Source organism: Rhodanobacter sp. C05, from assembly GCF_002001165.1.
In the GTDB taxonomy this organism is placed as follows: Bacteria; Pseudomonadota; Gammaproteobacteria; order Xanthomonadales; family Rhodanobacteraceae; genus Rhodanobacter.
In genome coordinates, this window is record NZ_MUNQ01000008.1 from 237937 (window position 1) to 259557 (window position 21621).

Annotated in this window: 2 protein-coding genes (1 of these 2 only partly in view); both read right to left on the reverse strand. The window is 61.0% G+C overall.

What is annotated here, in order from left to right:
* A complete protein-coding gene (locus B0E51_RS07030; protein WP_077444179.1) occupies positions 1-3624 on the reverse strand; it encodes a non-ribosomal peptide synthetase in 3624 nt (1207 codons plus the stop codon).
* Positions 3624-21621: the 3' portion of a type I polyketide synthase gene (locus B0E51_RS19165; protein ID WP_143525823.1), read on the reverse strand. 14249 nt of this gene lie beyond the right edge of the window; the window shows 17998 of its 32247 coding nt (coding positions 14250-32247); its start codon lies off the right edge, out of view; the stop codon is at positions 3624-3626. Before B0E51_RS19165 ends, B0E51_RS07030 begins: the two co-directional genes overlap by 1 nt.

The window sequence follows — 21621 nt, forward strand, 5'->3', positions numbered from 1 at the left end:
TTACTCACTCCCGTGCTCGCCCTCCGCGTCAAGCAAGGCTTCGATTTCCGAATCGGTCAGCTGCTCCAGGCCCGACAACATGTGCTCGATATCCGCATCGTTTGCATTGCCTTGTGCTGCTCCCGTGTCGTGCTGTTGTGCATCGGGCGAGCCGCCGATCAGCGTGCGCAGAGAAATCGGTCTGTCCCACTCCACGTGACTGGTGTGCGCCAGTTCCTCCACCACCGGTGCGAGTTCCATCACGGTCGGTGCCTCGAACAGGCGTCGCAGTGGCAGGTCGATGTGTAACTGTGCGTTGACGTACGCCACTACTCGGGTTGCCAACAGCGAGTGACCGCCAAGGTCGAAAAAGTTGTCGTTGACGCCTATCTCCTGCAGTTGCAATACCTTCATCCAGATGTCGCACAGCTGTTGTTCCAGCGGTGTGCGGGGGGCAATGCGCTCACCATCCGCGCCGCTGGCGTTGGCACCGGCGTCGGGCTTGGGCAGCACACGCTGGTTCACCTTGCCGTTGGCATTCAACGGCAGCACCGGCAGCAGCACGAATGCCGCCGGAATCATGTAGGACGGCGCCTTGGGCTTGAGGAACGCGCGCAGCATGATGGCGTTTAGCGACGCACCTGCGCGAGGCACTACGTAGGCCACCAGTCGCCGTTCGCCTGGCTCGTCTTCACGTGCCACGACCACCACGTCCTCGACCGCCTCGTACTCTTGCAGCAGCAGCTCGACTTCGCGCAGTTCAACGCGGTAGCCGCGAATTTTCACTTGGTCGTCGGCACGCCCGCGATACTGCAGATTGCCGTCCGGCAGGAAGCGCGCGAGATCGCCGGTGCGATAGAGACGCGCGCCCGGTGTGTCACTGAAAGGATCCGGCACAAATTTCTCGGCCGTTAGCGCCGGTTTGCCAACGTAGCCGTGGGCTAGCGCCATGCCACCTATGAATACCTCGCCCGGAACACCATAAGGGACAGGCTGCAGCCACGGGTCGAGCACATAGACCGTGGTATTGGCGATCGGCTTGCCAATCAGTACTTCCGCCCCAGCCAGCTCCGGCAAGGGCGACGGCGGTACTTGATAGCGCGTTACGGCAATCGTGCTTTCAGTAGGTCCATAGGTATTGAACAGTGCGATTCGCCCGGCAACCTTTTCCTGCCACTGCACAATTTTCTCAGGCAGTGCGCGCTCGCCGCCGATAACCACGCAACGCAGATCCGGCGGCAATGCCAGCGGGTCCAGGCTGGCGATCAGCTCGTGCCAGTAAACCGTGGGTAGCACCAACGTGCTCAAGCGCATGCTGCGGCAATGCGCGACGAATCCGTCGATTGAATCGAGCATGCGCTCGCCTCGCAGCACCAGCGTGCCACCGCGGGAGAACGCTAAATAGCTTTCCTCCAGGCTGGCATCGAAGGCGATGGACGAAAATTGCAGAACTCGCTCCGACGCATCTACTCCGTATGCGTTCGCGCTATCTTCGGCGTAGTTGATCTGGGCACTGTGAGTAAGCGCCGCGCCTTTCGGCCGCCCGGTGGAACCGGATGTATAGAGGATGCAGGCCACTCCATCCGCAGCACCCAACGGCGGCAGATTGGTCTGCGCATGCGCGGCGATATCTGCGGCCTCGCTGTCGACCGCGACCTGCGCATGCTTGGACGCGGAAAGGTTCCCGGCCAGCGCACTTGTAGTCAACACCAGTTCGACCTTTGCATCCTCCAGGATGAAAGCAATGCGTTCGAGCGGATAGGTCACGTCCAGTGGCACGTAGCCGGCACCCGCTTTCAGCACGGCCATGATGGATACGAACAGGTCGATGGAGCGCTCGAAATACACGCCGACGCGAGCCTCCGGCTTAACGCCGCAGACGCCCAGATGGCGCGCAAGGCCATTGGCCTTGGCGTTCAACTGGCCATAGCTGATGACGTTTCCATCGTGCTCGATCGCAATGGCATCTGGCCGCAGCCGCGCCTGCCGTTCGATGAACTGATGCAGGTGCTGCACTTCCCAGGAAAGCTCCGGCCCACGGCTCCAGTGCTGCAGCAGTTCGGCGCGCTGCGTCGGCGTCTGCAGCGACAAATCACCAATCTTGCGCGTGGGATCCTGTGCTGCCGAACGCAACAGCAGCTGGAACCGCTCGACCAGGCTGGCGACGGAAGCTTGATTGAAAATATCCGCGTTGTATTCGATTTTGCCCCAGATGCCGCCGTGCTTCTCGGTCAGCGTGATCGAGAAATCGAACATGGCGGTGCCATTGCCGAAATCAGCTTCGTAGGGGCCGAATTCACCCTGGAATCCGCTGATGTCGGCGGCCGCCTCATCGCGCCCCCACAAGCCTTCCGCGGCGCGTTCGACGCGTGGCGTATTGAGCAGCGTCAGCACGCTGCGAAACAGTGGGTTGCCGGTGCTGTCGCGCTCCACCGAGAGCTGCTGCATCAGCGATTCATACGGTACGGCCTGGAAGTTGTAGGCGCCCAAACAGGTCTCTTTGACCTGGCGCAGCAGCTCGCGAAACGTCGCCTGTCGATCGACGTGCACGCGCAATGGCAAGGTATTGAGCATGAAACCGATCAGGCTCTCAGTTTCCACCTTGCTGCGGTCGGAAATGGGCGAGCCGATGATGATGTCGTCCTGCCTGGAGTAATGCGCGAGCAGGCAGGCATAACCGGCCAACGCTGCCATGAATAGCGTTACGCCTTCGGCTTCGCACAAACCATGCAGAGCGCGGGTCAACGCGGGCGGGAAAAAGAATTTGCCCTTTTCGCCGCGCACCGGTTGTTTGCGCGGGTGGTCGACCGGCAGGTTAAGCGTAGGCAATTCACCGCCCAAAACCTGTTTCCAGTAGTCAACATGCGATTGAAGATTCTGGCCGCTTAGCCATTTATGCTGCCATATGGAAAAATCTGCCCATTGGATGGCAAGCTCCGGCAACGGCGATGGTCGGCCATTGGCAAAGGCATCGTAAAGAACTTCCAGTTCTCTGCCGAGCAACTTCTTGGACCAGTCGTCGCTCACGATATGGTGGATGCTCAACAACCACATATACCGCTTCTGCTCCAGCTTGATCACACCCAGACGAAGCAAAGGTCCATGTGCCAGGTCGAAGGGTCGACGCCCTTCCTCAGCGGCCAGGCGACGCGCCTCGGTATCGCGCTGCGATACGGGCATGCCGCTCAGATCGGTGAAGGCCAGGGGAAATTCGTAAGGCGCCGCAATGTGCTGAACCGGCACACCCTCAACCGACGGAAAGCTAGTGCGCAACAATTCATGCCTGCGCACCAGTTCGGTCGCCGCTCGGCGCAGCGCGGGCACGTCGATCTCACGCACAAGCACGTCCGCATCGCAAACGTTGTAGGCGGGCACACCGGGCTGGAACTGGTCGAGAAACCATAGTCGTTGCTGCGCGAAGGTCAGCGGGATCGGTGCATCCCGCGCAACCCGCTCGATGCGTGGCTCGCCCACCGCCTGACGTTGACGCAACAGTCCGACGATTTCCGGCTTGCGCTGCGCGAGCTCGGCTTTCAGCTCGTCGGTAAAGCCCTCGCTGGGTGCGCGGAAGCGTAGCTTGTCGCCATCTAGCGACAACTGGATGCCGAGCTCTTGCAACCGGTTGAGAAACTGCACGGTATTCATCAGATCTCCCCTTCCAGCATCTCGCCCTCGAATTCCGCGCCACCTTCCACCGGCATGCCGAGCACCGCGCGAATCAGCGCGGCCTGACCGGCGATGGTCGATGACTCGAACACGCTGCGCAGTTGCAGGCCGATGCCGAACTCGCGATTGATGCGCGCAAACAAACGCGTGCCAAGCAGCGAATGGCCGCCCAGTTCGAAGAAATCGTCGTCCACACCGACTTGTTCGATGCCGAGCAGTTCCTGCCAAACCGCGGATAGCTGCCGCTGCAATTCGTCACGCGGCGCCACGTAGATGCGGTCGATGTTGGGTCGCGCATGTCGCTTGAGCGGACTGTCGTCGGACCGCGTCGGCGCCGCGATCAAGGCGGGAGTTTCCACCCAGGCCTGGGTATCCACCCGCACCTGATTCAAGCCGCTTTCCACAATGCGCCAGACGATGTCTGCGATGTGCTCCAAGTGCGTGGACGACGTATTGCCCCAGCCGTTGCAGGCGATCGAAACCACACGACGGCGCCGCGACGACTGCGCTGCCAGCGCGCCCTGGTAGGCCTCCAGCAATTTGCGCTGGCCGTGCGGCGACAAGTCGCTCGCACTGTCTGCCGCGGCCAGCAGCACGACCAGATCGATGGCCGTTTCGCGCAATATCTCGGCCAGCACGGCCAGACCCTGCATGCGCAGACGCTCCTCGCCAATGCCATGGACGCCGGCCTCCTCTGGCGAGATCGAGGGCGGCAGATCGCGTGCCACGTAGAACACGCCGCTCAAGACGCCGTCGCCACGCAGCAAATGCCCCAGCATGCCTTGCATGTCATCGGGCTGCGCTTTGTCGGCCACCACCACCTGTACCTTGCAACCCAATTCTTCGATAACGCGAATCAGCCAGATGGATTGCGCGGTCTCGTTCTCTTCCAGGTTGCCGGCCACGCATGCGTCCCATTGCTCGCGCGGCGGCAGTTGCCATGGGTGGGTGATAACCAACTGTTCGGCACCGCGGCAGGCCAGCTGATACGCCAGCGTCAGTCCGATCGGACACAGTCCGTCGACCACCAGGTAGGTTCCCTTCGGCTGCACAGCGAATACCGGAGCAACATCGGTCGGCAGCAGCACTGGCTCCGACTGCAGCACCCAGCGCCGCATCCCGCGAATCGCCGCAGCGTGGTCCGGACCGACACACAAGGCCTCGGCCAAGATGCTATCGGCCAGATCCACCTCGCGATCGCTGTCCGGTGCCGGCAGCACGACATCCAGCACCCGGCAGGCCACGCCATCGCTTGGCACATCATCCACCAGCAACAACGCGCGCTCGGCGTCGAACGCTTCCTCGCCGGTGACGCTGGCGGCGGCGGTGGTTACACGCAACACGCGACAGTCATGATCGACGCAAGCGTGCGTGATCGCTCCCTGCACCACTTTGAGGATGGCCATCTGCGCGAGCATGGCTTCGATGCGCGCGGGATGACCCTGATCGCTCGCGGCACTCGCCGTGGTCGACCACAGATCGACGATACGGCACGGTCCGTTGTGTCCCGCTACCGCCTGGCGCAGCAGATATTCCAAGTCTTCGGCGTGCGCAGGATTGACCGTGTGCGAACCGTCCGCGTTAGCCTTGAGCGCGTTGCCCTTGACGATGCAATAAGGCTCCGCACCCGACTGACGCAGCGCTGCCATCACACTGCGTGACAACGACGATGGATCGGCGAATACGATCCAGCGCACGTCGCCGGCCAATGCGTTGGTAAGCAGAGGCGATTGCTTCCAGCAGAATGCATGCAGGCATTGTTCGATATCGACCTGACTGGCCACCGTCGCCGGCTTGGCCAATTGCTGCTCACTCATGGCCTGGTAGTCGGCATCGATCCAGTAGCGCTCGCGCTCGAACGGATACGTCGGCAACAGCACGCGTTGGCGTTTGTTGTGTGCATGGAAGCCAGCCCAGTCGATCTCGCTTCCAGCCAGGTGCAACGAGGCCAGCGTACGCAGCAAGCAGGCTTGCTCCGTCAACTCCGCATGCGCCGTCGGCAACGCGTACAACACCTGCGACAGATGGTTCTGCGGTATCGGCGACAGACTCAGGAAGCTGCGATCCTTGATCGCGAGGAAGTTTTCCTGCGACGGCGACGGCTCGCCCGCGCAGATGAGCTCGGCCAGCCAGAATGCGGGCTGGATAGCTTGCTCGGGCGTAATGAAGCTATCGCCAGCGGAGACCATGCAGGCGCATGCGGGTGCATGCAGCTCGATGCCGTGCAGCAGCTTCAGCAACGCTGCTTCATCGCGCCGACCCAGCTTCCATTCGGCCCGCGCGTGCACCATGGCAAGCGCGTCCGCCAGCGTGAAGCAGCCGCCCAGCATGCCGGCCAGAATCGCGCCGACACCCTCGCCGAATACGGCGTGAGGCAACACGCCCCACGCGGCAAGCAGGCGCGTCATTGCATAAGCGTTGGCGAACGCCAGCGCGTGTTGTACCGGCAGCGGCGCCGATACCTGCTCGGCGGGATGGCTCAGCAAATGAAACAGGTCTGCGTCGAGCAACGATTCGAACATCTCGCAGCAGGCATCCATATGCTCGCGGAAGCTCGGCTCCGTCTGGTAGAGCTCGGCGGCCATGCCTGCATGCCAAGCACTTTCGTGCGGTAGCAACAGCCCGAGCGAGCGACGCCGCGCATCCGCAACACCGGTCAATACACCCTTCGACTGCGTACCAGCCAATGCATTCAGAAGTTCCTCGCGTGTGCCGCATACGATTGCGCGGCGATGCTGGAAGTGACGCCGTCCAACCTGCAAGGTGTAAGCGGCATCGTCCAGGTCGAGCTGCGGATGGCACTGAAGATGTTGCAGCAGGTTGGTGGTGGCCGCGTTCAGCGCCGAGGCAGTGCGCGCCGATATCAAAATCAGCTGCGTCGCACGTCCCGGTTCGCATGCGGACCGCACCGGCGCCTCTTCCAGGATGACGTGCGCATTGGTGCCGCCAGCGCCCACCGAATTCACACCCGCGCGGCGTGGTGTTGCCTTCTTCTGCCACGGTCGAAGTTGCGTGCTGACGAAGAACGGACTGCGCTCGAAATCGATCTTGGGATTCGGTGTTTCGAAAAATAGCGTCGGTGGCAACTGTTCGTGCTTCATTGCCTCGACTGTCTTGATCAGTCCGAGTACACCGGCGGCGCGGTCCGGATGACCTACATTCGGTTTGATCGAGCCCAACACGCAATATTGCTCGCGTTCGCTGGAGCCGCGGAAGGCGCGTGTCAACGAAGCGACTTCGATCGGATCGCCAAGTTCGGTGGCGGTACCGCTCGCCTCCACATAGTCGATGCTGTCGGCCGAGACGCCGGCAGCGGCCAACGCCAGTGCGATCGCTTCAGCCTGCCCTTCCACGCTCGGTGCCGAATAACCGGCCTTCATCGCGCCATCGTTATTGATGGCGCTGCCCTTGATGACGGCGTGAATCACGTCGCCGTCTGCCAGTGCATCCTCCAGTCGTTTCAACAACACCATGCCGACGCCTTCGCCAAACACGGTGCCATCGGCGCGAGCGTCGAAGCTGCGGCTGTGACCATCCGCCGATTCGATGCTGCCTGCTTCAGGCAGGTAGCCGCGATGCGGTACGCGCAGCGCAACACCACCGGCCAAGGCCATCGAGCATTCCCCGGCGAGGATGTTCTGACATGCCACATGCACGGCCACCATCGACGTCGAGCAGAACGTCTGCAGGGAGTAGCTCGGGCCGCGCAGATTAAGCTTGTACGAAACGGTCGTGGTGAGTGAATCCGCATCGCTGGGCAACGCCGATTCTTGTCGCTCGAACAACTCGGCGAAGCGCGCATCACGTCGAATATCCTGCGCATAGCTGCATATATTCGAGCCGGCAAACACACCTATCTGGCCATCGTAGCGTTGCGTGTCGTAGCCGGCGCTTTCCAACGCCTCCCATGACACTTCCAGCAGGATGCGGTGCTGCGGATCGATGATTTGGGCTTCCAGCGGCGAGAAGCCAAAGAACCCGGCATCGAACAAATCGGAATCCGGCACTACCGGCCGCGTCCTGACATAGCGCGGATCTTCGAACACCTTGCGCGGCACACCGGCCTTGAGCAGCTCGTCGTCGGAGAAACGGTGCAGCGACTCCACGCCGTCGGCCATGTTTTTCCAGAATTCATCGATCGTGCGCGCACCCGGGAAACGACCGGACATGCCGATGATGGCGATATCGCTCGATTCGCTGGTGCGTTTCTTGACCGCCTTGCGCTGCGCGATGTTTGACTTCAGCGTCGCTTCCTTGTCCTGCTCTGCGGCTGGAGCGAGTCGCTTGGCCAATTCGGCCACGGTCGGCGCTTCGAAAATGACGATCGGTGACACCGGTGTTTTCAATTCACGCTGCAGTTCCGATACCAGTTGGATCGCCGAGAGCGACGTGCCGCCCAGATCGAAATAGTTGTCGTGAATGCCGATTTCCTCGATACCCAGCACGCGCTGCCAGACCTTGGCAATGCGGCCTTCGGCGTCGTTGGTGGTCGGTGCGAAAGTGGTCAGCAAGGCTGGACGTGCGTAGTACTGGGTCTTGGGCGCCGTTGCGCCGTCGTTGCGGCGACGCTTGAACGGTCCGCGCACCCATTGCTCAAGGCGCGTTTGCAGGCTGCCGGTGGATTCGACCAACTGGTCGCCCGGACGGCGGAAGATCAGGCGCTCAAACGCTTCGGCGCCTTCGGCCGGACTCATCTCGAACTCGAGCACGGTTTTGCCTACCGTGGCGTGCTGGCCTTCATGCAGACGCCAGGTATCCCAGTTCACACTGATCCACGGTGTCGCGGCCGTGCGGTTATGCCGACGCGTGAATGCATCCATGTATATGTTGGCGGCCGCATAGGGGATCATCGTCATGCCGCCTAGCACCGCCGACAGCGACGAAGTCAGCAGGCAGAAATCCAATGACCGGCCATGCAAGGCTTGCTGCAATGCCGTCAGACCATGCATCTTGGGCCTGAATTGATATTCCGAATCATCCCGTGCAACGTCCTGCACGGTACGGAAAGCCCAGCGATCGGAAATGCCGGCAGCGTGGACGACACCATGCAAGCCGCCGAAGCGCTGCTCAGCCGCCTGGATGGCTGCCTGCATCTGCGCGGGATCGGCAACATCCACCGCCATCACATGTACCTGCGCGCCATCCTCTTCCAGCGCCTGCACCTTGCGGATCTTGATGCTGGTTGCATCGTCTTCGCCGTGTTCGTCCAGCCAGCTTGCCCATGTTTCGCGCGCAGGCAGGCCGGTGCGACCGAGCAATACCAAACGGGCGCGCACTTTGCGTGCAAGGTGCGCAGCAAGGATCAGACCGACGCCACCCAGGCCGCCGGTGATCAGATACACGCCTTCTTCGCGCAATGCCGTTTCTTCGGGTGCCAACGCCTCGACATCGAGCGCGGTGTAATCCTGTGCGTAACGAATGCCGCCACGATAGGCGACGGTCGGCTCGACCGGCTCCGACAGCAACTCGCCAAGCAGCGCCTTGACCACGCCCTCGTCGACCGGCGCACCAGCTACGCAGTTGGGAATATCCACGCTGCGCAGCAAGATGTGCGGGCTTTCCTGTGGGATGCCACGGCACGGCCCGAGCAACGTCGATTTGGCCGGTTCCAATACATCCTCGTCCAGTAACGACTGCATCTGGCTGGACACCACCACGATATCCAGCGGATCGAGCAGGTTGCGCTTGCCGAACGCCTGCACCAGCCACAGCAAGCTGTAATAACCCCGATCGAGCACGGAAGACTGCGCAGCCGGATCATCGAGTTCGGTGTCGGCAACCAATACGTTCACGCTAAAGCAGTGCGCGATGCGCGACGGCAACCGCCCTTCTTGTTGCAAGCTGCGAATCAGCCGGTCGTAGTCCTCTGCATGAGCCGGGCGAATTTCGAAGTGCGTATCGTCAAGTCGGCGGAATGCATTGCCCGCGGCAACCAGCACGATCTCGCCCGCGACCTGGCGTAAACCGGGCAGTACCTGCGCGGCGTATCCCACCTCATCCTGAAATACCAGCCAGCGCTCGCCACCTGGTGTCTTGCTCGGCCTGCAACTGGATTCGCGCCAGATCGGCTGATAGAACCAGCGCGCGATATCGGCGGCTTTGCCGGTATCGCGCGTTTCCTCTTCGTCATCCAGCGCCTGACGCTTGCCGGCTTCCACCCAGTAACGCTGCTGATCGAAGGCATACGTCGGCAGCGACAGTTTCAGGCGTCGTTCGCCGCGGTAATACGCTGACCAATCCGGCTCGATACCGGCTATCCAAAGCCGACCCAGCACACCTTGCATGTAGTCTTCGTCGCTCTGCTCCTGATACACCGCGCGCAGCACCGACACTACCGGCGTCGTGTCTTTGTCGTATCCCGGATGCTGCTTGATAAACGAGCCCAGGCTCTGCCCAGCGCCCACTTCGATCAGCACCCGCTCCTTGTCTTTCAGCAACTCGCCGACGCCGTCGGCAAAACGCACCGTCTGGCACAGGTGCGACAGCCAGTAGTCCGGCGAGGTCACCTGCGCTTCTTCGATCCATGTGCCGGTCAGGTTGGACAGATAGGGAATCGTCGGTGCTTTCAGCGCGATATCCGACAGCAACTCGCGCAAGCCTTCGCACGCCGGTTCCATCATGTTCGAATGGAACGCATGCGTGGTCTGCAACCGGCGCGTCATGACCTGACGTTCACTCAAGCGTGCTTCCAACGCCTCGATCGCCGCCGTCGCCCCGGATACCACGGTCATCTTCGGGCTGTTGCAGATCGCCACCGACAGCGCCTCGCCCAGCAGCCTGCGCACTTCATCTTCCGGCAACGGCACGGCCAGCATCGCCCCGCCCGGCAACGCGTCGATCAGCTTGGCGCGCAAGGCCACCACGCGCAGTGCATCTTCCAAGGACAAGCTGCCGGCCACCGTCGCGGCGACGTACTCGCCCAGGCTGTAGCCCACCAGCGCAGTCGGCATGAGGCCCCAGCTCATCAACAGATGCGCCAAGCAGTACTCGATCACGAACACACACGGCTGCGCCAACCAGGTCTGCTGCAAGCTGTCGCCGGCCTGCGGTCCTTGCTCGCCACGCTTGAGGAGTGCCTTCAGATCGACCGCCGCGCGCGCCTCACCGGACAGGCCGCCCGGCGTAAACAGCACCTCACGCAAATCCAGACCAATCACGGGTTCGAGCAGGCTGCAGCAGTGATCCAGTTCTTCGCGGAATACCGCTTCGTGCCGGTACAGATCTACCGCCATGTCCTGGTAGTGGTCGCCCACGCCCGGGAACATGAACACAGCCGAACGCTTGCTGTTGGGTGGTTGATGCGCAGCCAGCACACGCTTTACATCGCCCACTTCCAGAGCTGCGACCGCGTCGGTGTGATCGTGGCAAATGACCGCCTGTCTGAACTCGAGACGTTTGCGACCCGTCTGCAGTGTATAAGCCACGTCCGCCAGGTTCTGCTCGGGGTGCTCACGCAGATGCGCGCCGAGCCGGTCCACCATGCGCTCGAGCGAGCGCTGCGTCTTGGCCGAGAGCAACAGCAATTGTGCAGGCCTGGAGGCGCTGGATGCTTCGAGCAGCGGTGCTTCTTCCAGAATGAAGTGCACATTGGTGCCACCCAGGCCCAGCACATTCACGCCGGCGCGGCGCACGGTTTCACCGCGTGGCCACGCTATTGGCTTATTGGAGACAAAGAACGGGCTGTTGACGAAATCGATGTTCGGATTGGGGGCCGTGAAGTTCAACACTTGCGTAATCAACTCGTGCTGCAAGGACAGCGCTGCCTTGATCAACCCGGTGACACCTGAGGCACGATCCAGATGACCAATATTCGGCTTGACCGAACCCAGCGCGCAGTAGCCAACGCGATCGGTACTGCCGCGATACGCCTTGGTCAGCGCCGCCACTTCGATTGGGTCACCCAGTTCAGTTGCCGTACCGTGGGTCTCGACGAAGCCGATGGTGCCGGCGTCGATACCCGCTACCGCCAGTGCCTCAGCGATGGCGACCGACTGGCCCTCCACGCTCGGTGCCGTGTAACCCACTTTGAACGAACCATCGTTGTTGATGGCCGAACCTTTGACTACCGCGTAGATGTGATCGCCATCGGCCAGCGCATCTTCCAGGCGCTTGAATACCACCATGCCTACACCGTCACCTAGTGCAGTGCCTTTCGAATTGACATCGAACGTACGCGTATGACCGTCGGGCGAGTCAATGCCGCCCTCTTCAAACATGTAGCCCGCCTTGCCGCTGATGGCGATGTGCACGCCACCGGCCATGGCGATGTCGGATTCGCCGAGCAACAGACTCTTGCATGCGAAATGCATCGCCACGCCCGAGGTCGAGCAGAAAGTCTGCACCGAAATCGCCGGGCCACGCAGGTTGAGCTTGTAAGCAACCCGCGTCGCCAATGCATCATTGCTGTTGCCGATACCAATCTGCAGTCCTGCGACCGGGGATTCCATCAAATCCGGGCGGGACATCAGATTGTTGATATAGGCGCTCGCGTTCGATCCGGCGAACATGCCGATCATGCCGGCGTAGCGTTCCGGATCACAGGCGGCATCTTCGAGCGCTTCCCACGCGCACTCAAGAAGCTGCCGATGCTGTGGATCGATAAGTTCCGCTTCGCGTGGCGCATAACCGAACAACATGGCGTCGAACAGATCAAAGCCTTCGACGTCATAACCCGCGCGCACGTAATTCGGATTTCGCAATTTCGCCGGACTGACACCTGCCTCAAGCAACTCGGCGTCGGTGTAGAACGTCACCGACTCCACACCCGTGCTGAGGTTTTTCCACAACTCTTGCGGCGTCCGCGCACCGGGGAAACGACCGGACATGCCGATCAGGGCGATGTCGTTCGAACTACGTCCCTGCCGGACTTTTCCGCGTCGCTCAGCCAGCAGTTGACCAGCACTTTCTTCCTGCCCGGTGGTTTCTTGCGCCGGTGACAACAATCGCACCAGCGCATCGATGGTCGGTGCTTGGTACAGCACCACCTGGGTCAGTTCGACATCAAGTTCTTTGCGCAACTCGGCAACGACCTGCAGGCCGACCAGCGAATTACCGCCAAGATCGAAGAAGTTGTCCTTGGTGCCAATCTGGTCGATACCCAACGCGCGTTGCCAAACCGCAGCGATCTTGCGTTCCATCTCATTGCTGGCGGCAATGAACTGACTCGACAACGCGGGGCGCGGATAAGCAGTGGAACGGCCTCCGCGGGTTTGCTTCACCGCGTTCGAGATGGTGGTGACCGCGCAGCTGTTGCTGCCCTCGATGATCGCCACTGTATCTTCGGGCAGCAGAATCATCTGCGGCGTGTCGAGTGCAAGGATGCGGCGGACCGCTTCCATGCCTTCCTCGAAGGTAATGCCGAACTTGCGGCGATGACTGCGCAACGCTTCTTGCATTTCCGGCTGATAGCCCTTCAGGCCATCGCTCCATGCATCCCACTGCCATTCGCCGAAGTTGATCGATACCGTCACGCCATGCTTGGTGTGATACCGCTGTGCGAATGCATCCAGGAACGAGTTCGCGGCGCAGTAGTCGATCTGGCCAGGACCGCCGCCGGTGATCGCCGCAACCGACGAGACCAGCATCATGAAATCCAAATCCACATCGGCGAACGCGCGATCGAGTGCAAGCGTACCCTGGATCTTCGGTGCCATCACATCCGCTGCGGCTTGTGCGGTTTTCAGCTGGGTCAGGCCCTGGCCGGGCAGACCCGCTGCGTGGAATACACCGTTGATCGTGCCGAACTGTTCGAGCGCCTGACGTACGGCGTCTTCCATCTGCGTCGCGTCGGCTACGTCCACGGTAATGATCAACACTTCCGCGCCGGCATCGATCAGGCCACCGATCTTGCGCACCCGCTCGGTAATCCGGTCATCCTTGCCTGCGGCAAGAATATCAGCCCATTCCTCGCGCGGCGGCAGGCCGGAACGACCGACCAGCACAAGCTTCGCGTTGCGGGTTTGATAGACATAGTCGGCGAAGGCAAGGCCGATGCCACCCAAGCCGCCGGTGATGAAATATACGCCGCCTTCCTTGAAGCGCGGCATTTCGTCCAACAAGGGCGCGTCGATGTGTACCGGCACGGCCACCGGAATCCAGCGTTGCTCATCACGGAACGCAGTGAACTGGCCTTGGCCGGACAGAATTTCCGCGGCCAGGCGTGTTCCCAATCGATCTGCGCCCAACGCTGCTTCGTTGGATGAGAACAGATCGATGCTGCGGCAGGCGATCGTTGCGTATTCCTGCCGAATCACTTTGCACGGACCGCGCAACGTTGCCTTGGTCGGATGAATCGTTTCCGTGCCCAGCACTGGCTCCAAATCGCTGGCGACGATGCACAGTTCGATCGGCGTGTCGGCCAGTCGCTCGCCAATCGCACGGGCAACGTGGAACAGGCTGTAGAAGCTGTTTTCCAGTTGCTCGGTCAAATGAGCGGACATATCGGCGTCCCAGCGTTCGGCCGCCCATAGATGCACGATCCGCGCGGGTGTCAGACCGCGGCGCTTGAGATCTTTCAGCACCGCGACATAGTCTTCCGGCTTCGCAGCGCGAAGCGAGAGCGAACCGTCCTGCATGACCGCGAAATCTTCGCCGCGTCGGACTAGCACCGTCTCGATGCCGAGCGACTTTACGGCTGCTGCCAGCGCATCGCCGATGCCGTCGGTATCCGCGAAGATCAGCCAGCATGTACCCGTCGTAGGCGTAGGCGCCTTCAATGCCCCATCGACGGTACCGACAGCTTTCCATAGCGGTGCATAGAATGAATCGGCAAGCGGCGATTTCTCCGCTAGTGTCATCATGCTCTTTTCCAGCGAGAACGCTGGTACGGCGACTTCGGCGTCGATCCAATAGCGCTGACGATCGAACGCATACGTGGGCAAGGAAACCTTGAGACGGCGCTCTTCCCCATGGAAAGACGCCCAATCCGGCTCGATGCCGGCCAGCCACAACCGCCCCACCGCGCCCAACAAGAACGCGTCATCGCGCTGATCTTGGAACGGTGCACGCAATGCAGCGATCACCGCCATCCCACGCTCATACGCCGGATGTTGTTTGACGAACGAACCCAAACTTTGGCCCGCGCCCAACTCCAGCAACACGCGTCCCTTGTCCTTCAGCAACTCGCCGATGCCATCGGCAAAGCGCACCGTGCCGCACATATGCGACACCCAGTAATCGGCTGATGCTGCTTCCTTCTCGCCGATCCAGGTGCCGGTTAGATTCGACAGGTACGGAATCGTCGGCGCCGAGAACGTCACGTCCTCTAACAACTCACGCAACCCTTCGGCGGCGCCATCCAGCATCGGCGAATGGAATGCATGTGTGGTTTGCAGTCGACGGTTGACGATGCTCCTTGCCGCCAAGATCGCTTCGAATACTGTGATCGCTGCATCCGATCCCGACACCACTGTTGTCTTCGGACCATTGCAGATCGCAATCGACACGCCTTCCGGCAGCAGCGCGGATACTTCCGCTTCCGCTAACGGCACTGCGAGCATCGCGCCACCTGGCAATGCTTCGATCAACTTCGCGCGCAAGGCCACCAAACGTAGCGCGTCTTCCAGCTCCAAACTCCCTGCCACCGTCGCAGCGACGTATTCACCCAGGCTGTAGCCGATCATCGCCTGCGGCTGAATACCCCAACTCATCAGCAATTGCGCAAGGCTGTATTCAATGACAAATACTGCCGGCTGCGCCAACCAGGTTGCCTGCAGACGATCGTCTGCGCGTGCACCTTGATCGCCGCGCTTCAACAGACCCTTCAGATCCATCGATGCACGTGCTTCGCCGGACAATCCACCTGGTGTAAACAACACCTCGCGCAGATCCAGACCGATGACCGGTTCCAATACGGCGCAGCAATGATCGATCAGATCGCGGAACACGACTTCGGTGCGATACAGATCCGCGGCCAAGTCCTGGTAGTGATCGCCCACACCCGGGAACATAAACACCACCGACGGCTTCGCGTTCGGCGTCAGATGGGCCTGCTCGCCGCCCTCTAGCAGCGCGGTTATCGCGTCACCCCGTTCGTTGCAGACGACCGCCTTACGGAACTCCAAACGCTTGCGTCCCATCTGCAACGTATAAGCCACGTCCGCCAGGTCTTGCTCGGGGTACTCCTGCAGATGTGCGCTCAGCCGGGACGACATGTTATCGAGCGATGCCTGCGTCTTCGCCGATAGCAACAGCAATTGCGTAGGTCTCGAAGCGCTGGATGCTTCGATCAGCGGTGCTTCTTCCAGGATGAAGTGCACATTGGTGCCACCCAGGCCCAGCACATTCACGCCGGCGCGGCGCACGGTTTCACCGCGTGGCCATGCCACTGGTTTATCGACGACAAAGAACGGACTGTTGGCGAAATCGATATTCGGATTGGGGGCCGTGAAGTGCAGCACGTGAGTAATCAACTCGTGCTGCAAGGACAGCGCCGCCTTGATCAGTCCCGTGACACCCGAGGCACGATCCAGATGACCGACATTGGGCTTGATCGAGCCCAGTGCGCAGTAGCCGACGCGATCGGTACTGCCGCGATATGCCCTGGTCAGTGCCGCCACTTCGATCGGGTCGCCCAGTTCGGTCGCGGTGCCATGGGTTTCCACGAAGCCGATGCTGTCGGCGTCAACGCCCGCCACCGCCAGCGCTTCGGCGATGGCGACCGACTGGCCCTCCACGCTCGGTGCCGTGTAGCCCACCTTGAACGAACCATCGTTGTTGATCGCCGAACCTTTGACCACCGCGTAGATGTGATCGCCATCGGCCAGCGCATCTTCCAGGCGCTTGAATACCACCACACCTACGCCATCACCGATCACCGCGCCTTTTGAATTGACATCAAACGTACGCGTGTGGCCGTCGGGCGAGTCGATACTGCCCTCCTCAAACATGTAGCCGACCTTGCCGCTGATGGCGATATTCACGCCACCGGCCATGGCGATGTCGCATTCGCCGTGCAACAGACTCCTGCACGCGGTATGCATGGCCACGCCCGAGGTCGAGCAGAAGGTCTGTACCGAGATCGCCGGGCCGCGCAGATTCAACTTGTAGGCAACCCGCGTCGCCAACGCATCGTTGCTGTTGCCGATGCCAATCTGCAGTCCTGCGACCGGAGACTCCATCAAATCCGGGCGCGACATCAGATTGTGTACGTACGTGCTCGCGTTCGATCCGGCGAACATGCCGATTGTGCCGGCGTAGCGCCCCGGATCGCAGGCGGCATCTTCGAGCGCTTCCCAGGCGCACTCGAGGAACTGCCGATGCTGCGGATCGATAAGTTCCGCTTCGCGTGGCGCATAACCGAACAACGGCGCGTCGAACAGATCGAAACCCTCGACGTCATAACCCGCACGCACGTAATTCGGATTCCGCAATTTCGCCGGACTGACACCTGCCTCGAGCAACTCGGCCTCGGTGTAGAACGTCACCGCCTCTACACCCGCACTGAGGTTCTTCCACAATTCTTGCGGTGTCCGCGCGCCGGGGAAACGACCGGACATGCCGATCAGGGCGATGTCGTTCGAGCTACGCCCCTGTCTGACTTTTCCGCGTCGCTCGGCCAGCCGTTGACTGGCGCTTTCTTCCTGTCCGGTGGTTTCTTGCGCCGGTGACAGCAAGCGCACCAGCGCATCGATGGTCGGTGCTTCGTACAGCACCACCTGGGTCAGCTCGACATCGAGTTCTTTGCGCAACTCGGCGACGACCTGCAAGCCGACCAGCGAATTGCCACCGAGATCGAAGAAATTATCCTTGGTGCCAATCTGGTCGATACCCAACGCACGCTGCCAAACCGCAGCGATCTTGCGTTCCATCTCATTGCTGGCCGCAATGAACTGACTCGACAACGCAGGGCGTGGATAGGCGGTCTGCCGACGCCCACGCGACTGCTGCACGGCGCTGGAAAGTTTGGCAACGGCACATATGTTGCTGCCCCCGATCATCGCAACTGCATCTTCGGGCAGCACGATCATCTGCGGCACGTCGAGCGAAAGTATGCGGCGAATCGCCTCCATGCCTTCCTCGAAGGTGATACCGAATTGTCGACGATGCGCCACCATTGCCTCGCGCAGCTCCGGCTGGAATCCCTTCAAACCTTCGCTCCAGGCATCCCACTGCCATTCGCCGAAGTTGATCGACACCGTGGCGCCATGCCGGGATCGGTTGCGTTGTGCGAACGCATCGAGGAAAGCATTACCCGCACAGTAATCAATCTGGCCTGGGCCACCGCCAGTCAATGCGGCAATCGACGAGACCAGCAGCATGAAGTCCAAGTCCACACCCGCGAACGCGTGATCGAGCGCAAGCGTGCCCTGAATCTTCGGCGCCATGACCTCCGCCGCGGCTTGTGCGGTTTTCAGCTGGGTCAGACCCTGGCCGGGAAGGCCTGCTGCGTGGAATACGCCGTTGATCGTGCCGAACTGCTCGGTCGCCTGGTGCACGGCGTCATTCATCTGCGCCTGATTTGCCACGTCCGCGGTGATGACCAGCACTTGAGCGCCGGCTTTCACCAAGTTGTTGAGCTTGCGTACCCGTTCGCTGACGCGGTCTTCGCCGACCTGCACGCTGATCTCATCCCACTGCTCACGCGGCGGCAACGCAGAACGTCCGACCAATACCAGCTTGGCGCTTTGGGTCTGATACAGATACTCGGCAATCGCCAGACCGATGCCACCCATGCCGCCGGTGATGAAATAGACCCCGCCTTCCTTGAGCCGTGGCGTAGCCTCAAGTGGCGCATCAATGCGCACACGCTCGACGAGCGGAAGCCAGCGTCGGTTGTCGCGGAAGGCGACGAACTGATCCTTATGGCCAGCCAACAGCTCCTTCGCAAGCTGTGCAACAAGTTGCTCCGTGCCCGTATGGCTATCGTGCGTGGAGAACAGGTCGATACTGCGGCAAGTGATGTCTGCGAATTCCTGACGAATCACCTTGCACGGACCCTTGACCAGGGCCTTGGTGGGATGAATCGCCTCAATGCCAAGTACCGATTCCATGTCGCTGGACACGATGCACAACTCGACCGCTACATCGTTGAGGTAGTCCCCCAAGGACTGCGCCAGGCTGAACAGACTGTAGAAGCTCGCGTCGATCTGCTCCTGCAGCGGTGCCGTGGTTTGCTGCTCCCACTGCTCGGCCGTCCACATGTGCACAATCCGGCTTGGCAGTTGGCCGCGACGCTTCAGCGCCTTGAACAGTGCGTCGTAATCTTTCTTCTCGGCGGGACGAAGCACGAACGTGCCATCTCCCGCCTCGGCGAAACTTTGCCCGCGCTGCACGCGTACCGCGTCGACACCCAACGGTTCGACCGTCTTGGCAAGCAGATCGCCTGCCCCATCGGTGTCGGCGAAAATCAGCCAGCAGGCGCGCTCGGCTAACTTGAGCGCACTCAGATCGGCCGAGAGCTCGCCACTCGCTGCCCACAATGGTGCATAGAAGAAATCAGGCAGCTTCGCCTTTTCGCGCTGCGTGAGCATCCCGTCGGCGATCGAGAAATCGTCTTGCGCAATCTCGATCCAATAACGTTGCCGCTCATACGCATACGTCGGCAACGGAATGCGACGGCGCGATTCACCTGTGTAATAGGTATTCCAATCGGGCGCGGTGCCCGACACCCACAGCCTCGCCATCGCACTGGTTAGTACCGCATGATCGTCGTCGCGCACATAGGCCGAGGGCAGCGTCGATACAACGACCGGACTCGTTTCGCTCTTAAGCGCGACAGCGCGTTGCTTGACCAGCGAAGCCAGGCTGATGCCCGGCCCCACTTCCAACAAGATCCAGTCACCCTTGCCGAGCAGTACATCCAAACATTCACCAAAGCGCGCGCTCTGGCACATGTGCCGGACCCAATATTCCGGATCGGTCGCTTCGGCATCGGTAATCCAGGTACCGGTGACATTGGACAGGTAACGCATGCTCGGCGCATGCAATGGAACTGTCTTCAGCAATTCGCGCAGCGCATCTGCAGCAGGCCGCATCATCGGCGAATGGAAGGCATGCGTGGTCGGCAGACGCCGACTGACAATGTTCTTCGCCGCCAGCACCTTTTCGAATTCAGCGACTGCCGCTTCCGCTCCGGAGACCACGCACAACTTGGGACCGTTGCTGATACCGACCGCCAGCCCCGCCGACAGCAGCGGTGTGACTTCGCTTGCCGCAAGCGGCACGGCCAACATTACGCCGCCAGGCAAGGTGTCGATGATCCGCGCGCGTCCCGCGACCAAACGTACAGCATCCGACAACGACAAAATACCGGCGATGGCCGCCGCCGCGAACTCGCCTACGCTATAGCCGAGCATCGCTTCCGCTTGCACACCCCAACGCATCAGCTGCCGCGCGAGGCAGTACTCAAGTACGAACATGCACGGCTGCGCATGCACGGTTTGATTGAGCTTCTGCGTAAAGCTGTCCTGGGCGACATCGCCGCGCAGCATGCGTTTTTCCTGATTCTGCGCCGGCATGTTTTCAACGAAAAGCACGTCGCGAAGATCAATGTCGAATTCACGCAGAAGATCGAAGCAGTGCTCCATGTCTTGGCGGAACTCTGGCAGCTCTCGATAGAGTCCGGCAGCCATGTTGACGTACTGTTCGCCGACGCCAGGGAACAGAAACGCTACCGGTCGTTTGGCCGATTCTTTGCTGCCGCGCACGTGGCGTACGGAGTCGTGGTTGCGCAACGCCTGCACCATCTCGGCGTGGTCACGTCCCACCACCGCGAGGCGCTCGCCGAATTCGCGACGACCGCGATGCAGCGTGAACGCCGCATCCGCCAACTGAATGTTTTCATCGGCCTCAAGCGCTTCGGCCAGGTTTTCACGCATGGCATCGAGTGCTGTCGGCGTCCTGGCCGATAGCGTTAGGAAGTTCCACGGTTTGCCGGGTTCCGACGGCGCTAAGGTCGGGCTTTGTTCGAGGATGATATGTGCATTGGTGCCACCCACACCGAGGGCCGTCACACCGGCGCGACGCGGCGTTGCGGTAGCAGGCAGTCGATAAAGCTGGTTGCTGACAAAGAACGGACTATTGGCCAGATCCATCTTTGGATTGGGCCGCTCGAAATGCAGCGTGGGCGGCGCCAAACCGGTCTGCAGAATGTGTGTGGCCTTGATCACACCGAAAACGCCCGCCGCACGGTCGGCATGGCCAAAATTGCTCTTGATGGAACCAAGCAAACAGAACTGCTTTTCTGCAGTGGTTTGACGGAACGCTCGGGTCAGCGCCGCCACTTCGATCGGGTCTCCCAATTCGGTGGCTGTGCCGTGCGCTTCGATGTAATGGATATCGGCGGGAGTCAGTTCGGCATCGGCGAGCGCGAGGGTGATGACTTCCGCCTGACGCTCCACGCTGGGCGCGGTAAAGCCGGCTTTTAGCGAACCATCGTTATTGATCGCCGTGCCCTTGATCACCGCATGGATGGTGTCGCCATCTTCCAGAGCGTCATCCAGACGCTTCAACAGCACCATGCCTACGCCGTCGGAGAAGACCGTGCCTTGGGCGCGTGCATCGAAAGTGCGGGTGTGACCGTCTGGCGAACCCTGATTGCCCTGTTCGAACAGATGGCCTTGCCGGCTCGGCACGCGCAAGGAAGCAGCGCCGGCCAGAGCCATATCCGATTCGCCGGAACGCAAGCTTTGACAAGCCAGATGGATCGCCACAGCCGAGGTCGAACAATAGGTACCGATCGACAAGCTGGGACCACTCAGGTTGAGCTTGTACGAAATGCGCGTGCTCAACGAATCTTGCGTATTGGCCATTGCCGTATCGAAGAAATCCAGCCCTGCCCACAGTTCGCGGTCCGTATGCAGCCGCATTTGATACAGGCTTTGCATGGTGCCGGCGAACACGCCGATGGGACCGTCATAGCGGTGCGAGTCGTAACCCGCGTGCTCCAGGGTTTGCCAGGCGACTTCCAGCATCAGGCGATGCTGCGGGTCCATCAATTCAGCTTCGCGAGGATTGATTCCGAATACACCCGCATCG

Bases quoted from the DNA above. Each gene is read 5' to 3' on its own strand.
- B0E51_RS07030 (WP_077444179.1), bottom strand. From the start codon at position 3,624: ATGAATACCGTGCAGTTTCTCAACCGGTTGCAAGAGCTCGGCATCCAG.